Here is a 12,581-nt window from a genome sequence, read left to right on the forward strand (position 1 = left end):
GTGCCACCCCTCCTTTATCGATCTGGCGATGCAAGGCAGCTCCTACTGCCAGCCACGCCTCAACGAACTGGCGATCCTGACCGACCCGTCCCTACCCGCCCTGATCGCGGAGCGCGGCTACCGCCTCGCCAGCTATCGGGAGTGGCGACCGTAATAGTGATGACAGGGGAGCCGGTACGGGGCCAGGGAGTGGCCCGTGCTTTTGTGACGGAGCCGGTAAATTCATTGCTGCGTCACATTTGAGCGGGGTATATCCTTGTATATTCTGCATATTTCCTTCACAACCTGCCTGATTGGGCAAACGCCGTGATCCTTCCCCCAGTGACCTTTCAGCATGGAGCATGTCACATGAAAATCACCCCTATCGCCATCGCATTGCTGGCGGCAAGTTCGGCCAATGCCGCAAGCCCCGCCAAACCCACCGCCCAGACCATTTATCTCGGTGGCGATATCGTTACCGTCAATGATGCGGCTCCGACGGCGCAGGCGCTGGCCGTCAAAAATGGCCGCATTCTGGCGCTGGGCAGTGAGGCCGACATTCTCAAGCTGCGTGATGAAGGAACCCGGGTGGTCGACCTGCAGGGCAAGACCCTGATCCCGGGCTTTATCGATGCCCATGGTCACGTATTCAACACCGGGATCCAGGCGCTTTCGGCCAACCTGCTGGCCCCGCCTGATGGCACCGTGACCGGTATTGCGGACCTGCAGCAGGCGCTGCGAAACTGGGTCGCCAAGCCGCAAAACAAGGCGCACGGGATCATCCTGGGTTTCGGTTATGACGACTCCCAGCTCAAGGAAAAACGCCACCCCACTCGTCAGGAGCTCGATGCCGTATCACAAGAGCTCCCGGTGCTCATCATTCACCAGTCGGGTCACCTTGCGACACTCAATAGCAAGGCACTGGCGCTGGCCGGATTCGGCCCGGACAGCAAGGATCCGGAAGGGGGCAAGATCCGCCGTGAAGAGGACGGCAAGACCCCGAACGGCGTTCTGGAGGAGACCGCCTTCTTCGGCGCCTTGCTGCCGATGTTCGCCAACTTGAACGACAGAGAAAACGAGGCAATTTTCAAGGCAGGCATGACACTCTATGCCAGCTTCGGCTACACCACGGCTCAGGAGGGACGCGCCTCTACCTCCGCCGTCAAGACCATGTACCAGCTGGCCCAAAAAGAGAAGCTGCCCCTCGATGTGGCGGCCTATCCCGACATCCAGATCGCGCGGGACGTTATCGCCCCGCCTTACTACGCCCAGCAGTACATGAACGGTTTTCGGGTCGCTGGGGCCAAGCTCAATCTTGATGGCTCCCCCCAGGGCAAGACTGCCTGGTTGACCCAGCCCTATTTCGTTCCCCCAGCTGGGCAAAAGGCCGATTACAAGGGCTATCCCAGCATGAGCGACGAGCAGGCCGCCCACTACATCGAACTGGCCCAGCGCAATGGCTGGCAGCTGCTCACCCACGTCAACGGTGATGCGGCCATCGATCAGCTGATCAAGGGGATTGAGGCCAGCGAGAAGCAACATGGCAAACCGGATCGCGGCTTCGTTGCCATCCATGCCCAGACCGCCCGCAAGGATCAGGTCGCCTCATTCCAGCGACTCGGCATCTTCCCCTCCTTCTTCCCGATGCACACCTTTTACTGGGGGGATTGGCACAGTGATTCCGTGCTAGGCAAGGAGCGGGCGCAGCATATCTCTCCCACCGGATGGGCGCGAGAACTGGGGATGATCTTCACCTCCCACCACGACTCCCCCGTGGCATTGCCTGATGCCATGCGGGTCTATTATGCGACCGTCAACCGGATCAGCCGTACCGGACGCCCCATCGGGCCGGATCAACGGGTCTCCGCTCTGGATGGACTGAAGGCACAGACCCTGTGGGCGGCCACCCAATACAAGGAGGAGCACGACAAAGGTTCTCTGGAGGTCGGCAAGCTGGCAGACCTGGTGGTGCTCTCGGCAAATCCGCTCAAGGTCAAACCCGAGACCTTGGCCGATATCCGGATCGAAGAGACGATAAAGGAGGGGGTCTCCATCTACCAACGTGACGGGCAGAGCGCTCAGGAGTCGACAGGCTGTACAGACTCTGCACGCTGCAGTGCGGTAGCCACGACAGCCATGGTGGCAGCAGGCCTATTGCATCATCAGCCACACTAGACCCCATGGCCTGACGCCTTCCAGCGTTGGGCCATGCCTTTAGCGCCAAAATGCAGATACAAAAAAGCCCAAGCGGGTGACCGCTTGGGCTTTCTCTTTGAATATGGCGGAGGAGGTGGGATTTGAACCCACGGATGGTCGCCCATCGCCGGTTTTCAAGACCGGTGCATTCAGCCGCTCTGCCACCCCTCCGAACGGCGTGCATACTACGCTAAGCCCTTGTTCATATGCAATACATATTTCCTGTGGGATAGTGTGCGAGAGCAAAATGGCAGGTGGCTTGAAATTGTTCCTCGTCATCCCTATTTGTTCTACATACAATGCGTAAACATGCAGTAACAAACAGCGATCACGAGGCGGCTGCTCGCCGTCTCACCCGGACATCAAGAGGACACCCAAGATGGATACCCGTTCTATCTACACTGGCACCCAAAGTGCCGTACGCGATACCAACAAGGTGCTGCGTAACACCTATATGCTGCTCTCCCTCACTCTGGGCTTCTCTGCCGTGGTGGCGGGGGTCGCTACCGTGATGAACATGCCGCCGCTGCACTGGGCCGTGTTCCTGATCGGCGTCTACGGTCTGATGTTCCTGACCGAGAAGAATCGCAACAACGGCATGGGGCTGGTCTTCACCTTCGCCCTGACCGGTCTGCTGGGCTATAGCCTGGGCCCCATCATCAACATGTACATGAACAATGGTGGTGGCGAGATCGTGATGACCGCCCTTGGCGGCACCGCGCTCACCTTCTTCGGTCTGTCGGCCTATGCCCTGACCACCAAGCGTGACCTCTCTTTCATCGGCGGCATGCTGTTCGTCGGTTTCTGGGTACTGCTGGTTGCCATGATTGCCAACATCTTCCTGCAGATGAGCGCCCTGAGCCTGGCTCTGTCCGCCATGTTCATGCTGTTCTCTTCCGGTGCCATCCTGCTGACTACCCAGCAGATCGTGCGCGGCGGCGAGACCAACTACATCTCCGCCACCGTCACTCTGTATGTCTCCATCTACAACATTTTCCTGAGCCTGCTGAGCCTGCTTGGCGGCAACCGCAACTAATCAAAAACCCCGCTTCGGCGGGGTTTTTATTGGCTCCTGTTTCTGTCAGGATAAGTTGCAAATCAAGGATATGATGCGAAGCGGCCCTGATCCAAATCAGGGCCGCTTCTCGCTTGGCGGGGTAACATCCTGCCCTCGTTCCGTTCAAGGGTTGTTCCTGTTTCATGCCGATGGATCTCTCTGGCCTGCTGCGCCGACTGCTGACCGATAGTCACATCTACTTCGCTCTCAAAGTGCTGCTGGCCATTCTCGGTCTGCTCGCCTTCACCCTGGCCACCGGTAATATCCAGCTCACCGTGCTGCTCTCCCTCGGGGTAGTAGCGGGCGCCATCGCCGAAACCGACGACAGCCTGTGGGGACGGCTCAAAAACCTCGCCATGACGCTCATCTGCTTCATGTTCGCGTCCCTGTGCGTGCAGTATCTCTACCCCACTCCCTGGCTGTTTGCCATCGGGCTCGCCAGCTCCACCTTTATCTTTGTGATGGTGGGGGCGCTCGGTGCCCGCTACGCCACCATCAGCTTCGGCTCGCTGCTCATCGCCATTTACACCATGCTGGGTGCCGCCAAGGCGCCGGATCTCTTCTACCAGCCGCTGGCACTCGGCGCCGGCGCCCTCTGGTACGGGCTGGTCTCTTTCATCTGGCTCTGGCTGCTGCCCTACAAGACCCTGCACGAGCAGCTGGCCCAGAGCTACTTCGCCCTTGGCCGCTACCTGCTGGAAAAGTCCCGCTTCTTCCCGGCGGACGAGCACGGCGCTCAGGCCATTCGCCACAATCTGGCCCAGCTCAACATCAATCTGGTGAGTGCGCTGACCCTCACCAAATCGACCCTCAACGCCCGCCTGAGCCGCCGCCATCCGGCCAGCCCCGAGCTGGCCAGCCTGCTGCGCCTCTATCTGCTGGCGCTGGAGATTCACGAGCGAGCCACCTCCAGCCACTACCCCTACAGCCGGCTGGAAGCGGAGCTCAAGCAGGGCATCGTACTGGAAGGATTTCAGGAGGTGTTCCTGCAACTCTCCGAGGCGTGTCAGCGGCTCGGTTACGCCATTCTGGTACACAAGCCCTACGCCCATAACAAGCGCATCCACTGGACGTTGCAGGCCCTTGGCGATCAGCTGGAGTTCACCCACCTCAAGCAGCACTACCCGAAAACCCTGCTGACGCCGATGAAGTTCCTGCGCCGCAATCTGGCCAACATCAACCAACTGCTGGGCAGCGCCGAGGGGCTGCAAAACCCCGATCAGGCGCCGCAAAACCTGCCCGCACTGGCGCGCCCGCCCCGCTTGCCGCTGCTGACCCAGCTCAAGCAGCACCTCACCCTGCACTCCATGGTGTTTCGCCATGCATTGCGCTTGTCGCTCGGGCTGGTGATTGGCTACGGCATACTGCAAGCCTTTGATCTGGAAAAGGGTTACTGGATATTGCTCACAGTGCTGTTTGTCTGCCAACCCAGCTACAGCGCCACCCGCCGCCGACTGGTGCAGCGGATGCTCGGCACCTTTGTCGGGATACTGGTGGGTATTCCGGTGCTCTGGCTGTTCCCCGAGCTGCACGTCCAGCTGGTAGTGATGGGGCTGGCCGCCTTCCTGTTCTTCACCCAGGTGCGCAACAACTACAGCGCCGCGGTCTGCTTTATCACCCTCTATGTGCTGATGGCGTTCAACCTGCTCGATGGCATCGGCTTTGCTATTCTGGGGCCGCGCTTGCTCGATACCCTGCTCGGCTGCCTGATCTCCTACGGGCTGGTGGCCTGGCTCTGGCCGGACTGGCAATACAAGCGGCTGCCGACCCTGATCGCCAATTCGCTGTCGGCCAACGCCCGCTACCTCTCGGCGGTGCTGGCGAGCCTCACCCAGCAGCGGGATGAGTCCATCGACTATCGGGTAGCGCGCAAGAGCGCCCATCTGGCGGATAGCGAGCTGGCCACCGCCTGGCAGAGCATGCTGGTGGAGCCGCAAAAGCGCCGCCGTTTCCTCGATCTCTGCTTTACCCTCACCTGGCGCAACCACGCCCTGCTCTCCTATATCTCGGCGCTGGGAGCCCATCGCGACAAGCTGGAGGCAGTAAACGGGCTGGAGGAGCTGCGCCACCATATCTGCCACACCCTGGAGCAGGCCGCTGGCCATCTGGCGGGTAACCCCTCCAGCTCCATCGGCAACAAGAACCTGCTGATCACCCCGGATGGCGACCAGGAGTGCAGCGAGGAGCAGTTGATGCTGACCCAGCAGCTCAACCTCATCAGCGAGCTGGCGGATCAGTTGCTGCATCTGGCCAACGAGAGCCGGTTGCTCACCGGGGATCAAGGCGCTACCATGCCCGCCCAATCCTGATAGCCCCATTAGCGAGGAGCCCCATGTCTGCGTCCGAACAACATCAGCTGGAATTCAACGGCCAACTCATAAAGACCGATGCCAAGGGCTACCTGCTCAACAGCAACGACTGGAGCGAGGAGCTGGCGCTGGTGCTGGCTGCGCAGGAGGGGATCGAGCTGGAGGAGCCGCACTGGGAAGTGGTGCGTTTTGTGCGTGCCTTCTATCTGGAGTTCAACACCTCCCCCGCCATCCGCGCGCTGGTCAAGGCGATGGAGAAGCAGTACGGCCCCGAGAAGGGCAACAGCCGCTACCTCTACAAGCTGTTCCCGGAAGGGCCCGCCAAGCAGGCGACCAAGATTGGCGGCCTGCCCAAACCGGTGAAGTGCATCTGATCCCATGCATCTCATCCCATAACAACGGGGGCCGCAACTGCGGCCCCCGTTGTTTTTGGTGCACGATCTTCGCGCACCTCGTCTTCATATCTCTCAGACTTCCAGCCAGCCTTAACTCCGCTTGTCAGCCAGTGCCACCAACTGCTCTGCCAGCCGGTGACCGTGCAGGTAGGAGGCGATCAGCTCGCTATCGGCCTTGCCCGATTCAATCTGCTGATACCAGTGTTCCAGCATGGCGGCAAAGCCGCGCTGGGCCAACACAGGCTGCCAGTCGTTGGGGGCCAGCGTCTGCGCCTGCTTGTCGCGGGCGATGATGCCGCGAGTACAGTTCTCAAGGTGCAGGGAGAGGTTGTCGCCGTAGGCGTCGATGCGCTCCTCGGTGATCCCGGCGCTGCGGTTCATGCTGCCGCTGATAGCGCGATCCCCGCTCTGCCAGCTAACGCTCACCCCGGCCAGCAGGCGCTGGTCCTGGGCACTTGGCCGCAGCACCGCCTGAAAATCCCCCTGTGGCGCGCCGCCATAAAAACAGAGACTGTCGAGCACATGGATAAAATCGTCGAACAGAAAATCCCGCGCCCGCCCCGGCAGGTCGAAGCGGTGTTTTTGCCAGTTGAGCTCTGTGAGCGGCTGGGCACGGGCGGCATCCATGGCGGGCAGATAGCGGCGGTTGAAACCGACAAACAGCGCACAATCCTGCGCCATGGCGAGATTGGCAAGCTCCTCGGCCTCGGCAAGATTGTCACACAGCGGCTTGTCGACAAAGGTGGGGATCCCGGCGCGCAGGCACTGCTCGGCAATCTGGCTGTGGACGGCGGTGGCGGCGTGGATCATCACGGCATCGGGGCGGCTGGCCAGCAGGGCGGCCACATCGGTAAAGCACTCGGCGACCCGATACTGGCGGGCGAGCTTCTCCAGCACCGCCGGATTGCGGGTGCAGAGCAGCGGGGTGACCCGCTCATCGCTCGTCAGCAGCGGCAGATAGGCTTTTTGGGCGATATCCCCCAGACCAATCATGGCAATGCGCATCTCAACTCCTTTTCACTCGATAACGGGACAAGCGGAAAACTGCCCGCACCATCGCAGGATTTCCCCCGCAGATCCAGCCTGCCGTTAGCGCACTGGCTGGCATGTGCAGCTCTGTGCAAACGGCGATGTTATCTCGGCATGGCAAGATCGCTGACCGACTTGATCACCTCGGCCAGCCACTCGATAGCCAGATTGCCCTGACTTTTTCTGTGTCTGCCGACCACCACCTCGAACTGCTGCGGCACCCCGGCCAGCGCCACGGTGCGAAAATCCCCGAGGGCGGCAATGGCCGATGGAATGCAGGCCGCCACGTCATTGACCGACATAAAGGCTTGCAACGAGGTGTAACAGGGGAGCGTCGCCACCGCCGAGCGAGCGACCTGCTGCGGGCTCATCTGCCCTTCAAAATTGCCGACGCTGTTGGCGAACTGCACAAAGGGGATGGCCGCCATATCCTGCGGCTGGGCATTATCCCGAAGATATCGGGAGTCCTGGCGCAGCACGCAGCAGTAGTGATCCCGGCGCAGGGTGGCGCGCAGCAACCCCGGGTCGATGTAGGCATCAAAGCCAATCACCAGATCCGTCTCGCCGCTGGCCAGCGCGTCCAGATGCAGCTCGGCCTGAAAGTCCACCACATTGAGCCGGATGGAGGGCGCCTGACGCCGCAGAGCGCTCGCCAACCTTGGGATAATGGCGAGCTGGGCATACTCGTTGGCCATCACCCTGAAGGTGCGCTGGCTGCTGGCCGGAACGAAGGGGGCAGCCACAAAGACCCCGTCGATGTCGGCCAGGATCTGCTCAAACTTGGCGGCCAGCTCGCAGGCGTAGTCGGTCGGCTGCAATCCGGCGCTCTGGCGGATAAACAGCTCGGCGGGAAAGGCGTCGCGCAGCTTTTTCAGATGGCTGCTCACCCCCTGCTGCGAGATTTCCAGCAGCTCGGCCACCCGCGACACACTCTTGTATCTGACCAGCAGCACCAGCACCCGCATCTGCCTGATATCGATCTTCTCCACCCTCATCTCACCAATTTAAGTTGTATCACATACAAATCACCCATGATTTACATTGTATCAGTGGCTCTCTAACCTTGCAGCTCTTCCAGCAAAGCGAGGTTAACGATGAAAACAGTCATTCTGATTGGTGCTCAGGGGAAAATGGGGCAAGCCGCCCTCAGTGGTTTGGGCAAGCACAAAGTCATTACCGCCAGCCGCTCCGGCGAGGGGTGTGATTTTCAGGTGGATATCACCAGCAGAGAGTCTATCGAGCGGCTCTACCAGCAGGTCGGCACCTTCGATGCGGTGGTCAATACCGCCGGCTATTGCGAATACGCCCCCTTTGGCGAGATGAGCGACGAGCAGTGGCAAACCACCATCCAGAGCAAGCTGATGGGGCAGATCAATCTGGTCAATATCGGCCTTAACTACATCAATCAGGGGGGCTCCTTCACCCTGATCTCCGGCATCCTCAATATCAAGCCGATCCCGCTGGCCATTGCCGATGCCACCACCAGCGGCGCCATCGATACCTTTGTCCAGTGCGTGGCCCACGAGCTGCCCCGCGGCATCCGCATCAATGTGGTCAACCCGACCGTACTGGAAGAGGCGTGGGACGTATATGGCGAGATGATGCCGGGCTTCCAGCCGGTGCCGGGCGCCCTGGTCGGCAAGGCGTTTGAGCGCTCCGTCGATGGCTTTATTAGCGGTCAGGTGCTCTATGTCGATGCCTGATCCGGTTCAGGTGTGACCCCAATGCCTTTGTAATTCCTTGTCGATGTTTTTCCTCTTCCCCGAAAGCACTCTGCTCTCGGGGCTTTTTGCATAGAGGAACCGGAGTAGCGACAAAATATGATTTCATTTCGACGGCGGCACACAGATTTATGTCATCCGGGTCACTGTCAGATCGGCCTCGTTTGGCTTACTATGGCGCTCTTGTCCCTGTTGCCGAGCAAAGGGACTATTTCAGGCTATTTGCCGGAATGGATTACCGCTGACCAACGCCCTGTTTGGCCGCTGCTTATTGGCGCGGCCACTATTGCCTGTGCGCTATCGGCACTTATAAAACGCGTTATTTATGGATGTATAACGATGAAATCATCAATTGCACTCAAAGCCTTGTCGCCCTATATATTCGCAATATTGTCAGTTGGGCTGATATCCAGCGGATACAAGGCGCTGCCGATCTATTGCGGCCTGGCCATTGCCGTCTATCCGGTGCTGGTTGCCATGCTGGCAGACGAGTGGGAAAAACAGGGGCTGGTCTATCGCGAATCGACCCAGGTCGAGGTTGATGTCAATGTGCGCGGGATCCTTATCAAGGAGCAGAGACGGCATCTGGAGAATCTCTATTTTGTCTCGCCGGAAGTGATGCAGAGCAAACTCACCAGCCTCGCCCGCCTCAAACTGCTGTTCTGCGGCGCCATGTTTGCCATGTCACTCTATGAATTCGCGCAGCAGGCCGAGGCACAATTTGCCCTGCCCGCCATCAATCTGATCGATATCTCCAGCCTGATAATCGGCCTTGCTGGGGTGCTGTTTCTCGGCCACTGCGCGAGAAAAAGCCTCTCCCTCTACGGGGCCTGTCGCCACAAAAACTATCTGGTGCAGAGTCATAACGAACCCGGCGTCCAGCTCTATAGCGCAGCCATTTCTACCAAGGCGGCAAACCTGCAAGTGACCCATACCCGCATGTTCGATGCCTTATTGGCGTGGTATTGAGCATCCCTTAATTGGCAACCTTTAATTGCCCCCCCTTTGGATCAAGATGACGGGGCAGGAGGTAAGACAATAAGCCCCCATCCCAAACGCGCTCACTGACCACTCAGCCGTGACAGGCGCAGTGGTTGGTTGAGCCTCTATTGCCTTCCCTATAGCCATCTCCTGCCCCTCCCCTTGCTTACTGCTTTATCAGAAGTCATCAGCCTGTCATCTGGCTGACATCCCGCGGTCATTTTCAAGTCATAGAGTTTTTCACTTATTTTTCATATGGATAGATAAGGAACATCATGACTTTCCCGCGCTCTTCTTATGTGGCTTTGGCCGTCTCGCTGGTCTTGCTTGGCGGCTGCCAGTCAGAGAACGAATCATCTGCCGACAGCCAGGGCAAAACCGCCTATCAATACAGCACCAAAGCGGTCTATAGCCCGCAACAGCAGGCGGAGAGCTACGAGCCAGCGCCCCAGGGGTTCAGCCCGGTCTTTACCGAGATGGTGGCGCGCCACGGCTCGCGCTCCCTCTCCAGCCCGAAATATGACGTGCTGACCAAGCTGGTCTGGGAAGAGGCGCAGCGTCAGGGGGCGCTCACCACTCTCGGGCAGGGGCTGGGAGGCAAGGTCGATCTGGTGACGGCCGCCAACCAGAAACTGGGCTATGGCCTGCTCTCGGCGCTGGGCAAGGAGGAGCACGCCAACCTCGCCACCCGGCTGGCGGCGCGGCTGCCGAACCTGCTCAACAGCAGCGAGCCCCACTGCATCAAGGTGGTCACCTCGGGCAAAGACAGGGCCAACGAAAGCGCCTTCTACTTTATGGAGAGCCTCAAGCGCAACGTGAACTATGTCAGCGACTCGGCGCAGTGCTACCTCACACAGGATGACCCCTCGAAGATCGACAAAAAACTGGTCAACAAGTTCGAGCTCTACTTCCACAAGACCACGCCCGAGGGGGATTACGCCCGCTACCTGCCCGCCTATGAGAGCTACCAGCACTTTATCGGTGACGAAGATGCCGCAATCGCCCCGGCCCCCGAGCTGGCCAGGGCGCTGGATCAGCTTAAAAACCTGAGCAAGACCAAAGAGATGGCCCGCAGCATGCTGGAGCGTATCTACAGCAAGGGGTTTGTCGACTATCTGGCGGGCGGCGTCGAGTTTGTCGCCGTCAACCCGGAGGATGGCGGCATGACCTATGTGCGCGACGAGGTGGATGCGGCCCTGATGCTCTACAACCTCTTTATCATCGGCCCCGGCATGATCCGCGAAGCGCAGGCACAGGGCAGCGAGCCTTGGGCGCTGGAGCAGTTCCTTACCCCACAGGAGTCAGCCTGGTTCTCCTACCTCTCCGATGCGGAAGATTTCTACGAGAAGGGGCCGAGCTTTGCCAACCAGAGTGCCCCCTACGCCATTGCCCAGCCGCTGCTCGACGGCCTGTTTGGCGAGGTGCAGCGTCAGGTAGTGGAAGGCGAGCAGAGCCGACGGGCCACCCTGCGCTTTGCCCACGCCGAAGCCATTATCCCCCTCGCCGCCCTGATGAAGCTGGAAGGGAGCCGTCAGGGGGCCAGCCCGGATCAGCTGTTCAGCCAGCAGAACAACGAGTGGCGCGGCGGCTGGGTCTCCCCCTATACCGCCAATATTCAGTGGGATATCTACCAGAACGTGCAGCGGCAGGTGCTGGTCAAGATGCTCTACAACGAAAAGGAGATCGCCTTTAAGACGGGCTGCCAACCCTACCAAAGCGGCAGCCACTACTACGACTTCGAGGAGCTCAAGCGCTGCTACGGCTATAACGGCTAACCCTTCGCGCGCCGGATATGGCAATCACCAGGGGCGGCCAGCAGGTCGCCCCAATCCACTCCCCTTTCCTGCTTGCCAAAGCGGGATATGGCTATAAAGCCGCCTTCCGGCTCCATTTGCTGATCAAGCTCAAAAAACGATTAATTTCTGATAGTTAAGTCACTTTAAGGCTCGCCTCGGCAGTTTCGTTTGGCTTACCATGGCTACTCAGAACCTGTTGAACTGCGATGGGTTGCTGCCAGCGCGGGTCAAGGGAGCATATTGGAAGCTGTAATCCACGGGCGCATAGATTTTTATTGACTTACGCTTTCACTAGAAATGATGAATGTCCCTGACTTCTTATTTTATAACATCAATTACTAGTCACAATAATCTAATACAGGCAAAAAATGGGAAAATATCATAACGATCAGCCTATTCATGGTGGTTACAATGATCCAGACGTGTTAAATAGGGCTGATTTTGCTAACAATCTTGCAAGCATATTATTATTAAATCACGGAGAAAGCAGCCTGACTGTTTCTCTAGAAGGTGAGTGGGGGTCTGGGAAAACATCCGTAATAAACCTTGTTAAAGGTGCCCTAAATGAGAAAGATAGCTTCCCAATAATCGTGGAATACAATCCATGGCTAGCAGGAAAACCAGAGTCTTTAATTCAGGATTTTTTATTACAATTTTCTGCCCAGTTAAATATTAGAGATGCATCAGAGGATGCATTAAACGCAGCCAAAGAACTGATTACATATTCTAGCCTATTCAGCGTTGCCAAACTGGTACCAGGAGCTGAACCTTGGGCATCAATAATTGAGAATGTTTTTTCAAGGTTTGGTAATGCGACAAAAAAGATTGCAGAACTTAAAAAGCTTGATTTAATTGGCAAAAAAAATAGTGTCATCAAAGCAATTTCAAAAATAAATAGACCTATTATTGTTATAATCGATGATATTGATCGGTTAACACCAGTTGAAACATTTCAAGTTCTTCGGTTAGTCAAAGCTGCCGCAGATTTCCCAAGCACATCATTTTTATTAGCATTTGACCCTAACTATCTGACTTCTGTGCTAGATAAAAATGATATAATAAACTCTCACGAATATATAAATAAAATCATTCAACTCAGAGTCCCCCTTCCTGTAATA

The 12,581-nt window shown here is 58.0% G+C and carries 10 protein-coding genes and 1 tRNA gene; 8 read left to right on the top strand and 3 right to left on the bottom strand.

The features are described from left to right. The first annotated feature begins 348 nt into the window (after window positions 1–348). Entirely contained in the window at window positions 349–2,154 is a 1,806-nt protein-coding gene (locus DBR30_RS03655; protein ID WP_108540994.1) for an amidohydrolase, read from the top strand. Between the two features lie 104 nt (window positions 2,155–2,258). Here the strand turns inward: DBR30_RS03655 and DBR30_RS03660 are convergent. Next, window positions 2,259–2,346 (bottom strand) — tRNA-Ser (locus DBR30_RS03660). A gap of 208 nt (window positions 2,347–2,554) precedes the next feature. Between DBR30_RS03660 and DBR30_RS03665 the strand changes: the two genes are divergently transcribed. The 3 genes from DBR30_RS03665 to DBR30_RS03675 all read left to right on the top strand — a co-directional run bounded on the left by DBR30_RS03665 (window position 2,555) and on the right by DBR30_RS03675 (window position 5,915). After that, the gene (locus DBR30_RS03665; RefSeq protein ID WP_005338308.1) at window positions 2,555–3,211 is read left to right on the top strand and encodes a Bax inhibitor-1/YccA family protein; all 657 of its coding nucleotides are present in this window, start codon (window positions 2,555–2,557) and stop codon (window positions 3,209–3,211) included. A 164-nt stretch (window positions 3,212–3,375) separates the two neighbouring features. Continuing rightward, window positions 3,376–5,541: a YccS family putative transporter gene (gene yccS, locus DBR30_RS03670; protein WP_108540993.1), complete on the top strand. Its 2,166-nt coding sequence runs from the start codon at window positions 3,376–3,378 to the stop codon at window positions 5,539–5,541. 23 nt (window positions 5,542–5,564) lie between these two features. Next, on the top strand, window positions 5,565–5,915 hold the full coding sequence (locus tag DBR30_RS03675; RefSeq protein ID WP_042656148.1) for a TusE/DsrC/DsvC family sulfur relay protein: 351 nt from the start codon (window positions 5,565–5,567) through the stop codon (window positions 5,913–5,915). A 111-nt stretch (window positions 5,916–6,026) separates the two neighbouring features. On the opposite strand, the gene DBR30_RS03680 is transcribed toward DBR30_RS03675, so the two are convergent. Both DBR30_RS03680 and DBR30_RS03685 read right to left on the bottom strand, forming a co-directional pair. Further along, on the bottom strand, window positions 6,027–6,941 hold the full coding sequence (locus DBR30_RS03680) for a Gfo/Idh/MocA family protein (RefSeq protein ID WP_108540992.1): 915 nt from the start codon (window positions 6,939–6,941) through the stop codon (window positions 6,027–6,029). A 128-nt stretch (window positions 6,942–7,069) separates the two neighbouring features. Continuing rightward, a complete protein-coding gene (locus DBR30_RS03685) occupies window positions 7,070–7,954 on the bottom strand; it encodes a LysR family transcriptional regulator (RefSeq protein WP_108540991.1) in 885 nt (294 codons plus the stop codon). A 105-nt stretch (window positions 7,955–8,059) separates the two neighbouring features. Here DBR30_RS03685 and DBR30_RS03690 point away from each other — a divergent pair, with 105 nt between their 5' ends. From DBR30_RS03690 to DBR30_RS03705, 4 genes are all read left to right on the top strand, one after another. Then, on the top strand, window positions 8,060–8,668 hold the full coding sequence (locus DBR30_RS03690; RefSeq protein WP_108540990.1) for a short chain dehydrogenase: 609 nt from the start codon (window positions 8,060–8,062) through the stop codon (window positions 8,666–8,668). A gap of 357 nt (window positions 8,669–9,025) precedes the next feature. Beyond that, window positions 9,026–9,655 carry a hypothetical protein gene (locus tag DBR30_RS03695; protein ID WP_108540989.1) on the top strand — a complete coding sequence of 210 codons (630 nt, stop codon included), beginning with the start codon at window positions 9,026–9,028 and terminating at the stop codon, window positions 9,653–9,655. Between the two features lie 287 nt (window positions 9,656–9,942). After that, window positions 9,943–11,442, top strand: coding sequence for a histidine-type phosphatase (locus DBR30_RS03700; protein ID WP_108540988.1), 1,500 nt, complete (start codon window positions 9,943–9,945; stop codon window positions 11,440–11,442). 389 nt (window positions 11,443–11,831) lie between these two features. Next, a partial coding sequence (locus tag DBR30_RS03705) for a KAP family P-loop NTPase fold protein (RefSeq protein ID WP_219927547.1) occupies window positions 11,832–12,581 on the top strand: 750 nt, incomplete at its 3' end.

The sequence above is a fragment of the Aeromonas sp. HMWF017 genome (genome assembly GCF_003061465.1).
GTDB classification, from domain to species: Bacteria; Pseudomonadota; Gammaproteobacteria; order Enterobacterales; family Aeromonadaceae; genus Aeromonas; species Aeromonas veronii.

Bases quoted from the DNA above. Each gene is read 5' to 3' on its own strand.
- DBR30_RS03655 (WP_108540994.1), top strand. From the start codon at position 349: ATGAAAATCACCCCTATCGCCATCGCATTGCTGGCGGCAAGTTCGGCC.
- DBR30_RS03665 (WP_005338308.1), top strand. From the start codon at position 2,555: ATGGATACCCGTTCTATCTACACTGGCACCCAAAGTGCCGTACGCGAT.
- yccS (WP_108540993.1), top strand. From the start codon at position 3,376: ATGCCGATGGATCTCTCTGGCCTGCTGCGCCGACTGCTGACCGATAGT.
- DBR30_RS03675 (WP_042656148.1), top strand. From the start codon at position 5,565: ATGTCTGCGTCCGAACAACATCAGCTGGAATTCAACGGCCAACTCATA.
- DBR30_RS03680 (WP_108540992.1), bottom strand. From the start codon at position 6,941: ATGCGCATTGCCATGATTGGTCTGGGGGATATCGCCCAAAAAGCCTAT.
- DBR30_RS03690 (WP_108540990.1), top strand. From the start codon at position 8,060: ATGAAAACAGTCATTCTGATTGGTGCTCAGGGGAAAATGGGGCAAGCC.
- DBR30_RS03695 (WP_108540989.1), top strand. From the start codon at position 9,026: ATGAAATCATCAATTGCACTCAAAGCCTTGTCGCCCTATATATTCGCA.
- DBR30_RS03700 (WP_108540988.1), top strand. From the start codon at position 9,943: ATGACTTTCCCGCGCTCTTCTTATGTGGCTTTGGCCGTCTCGCTGGTC.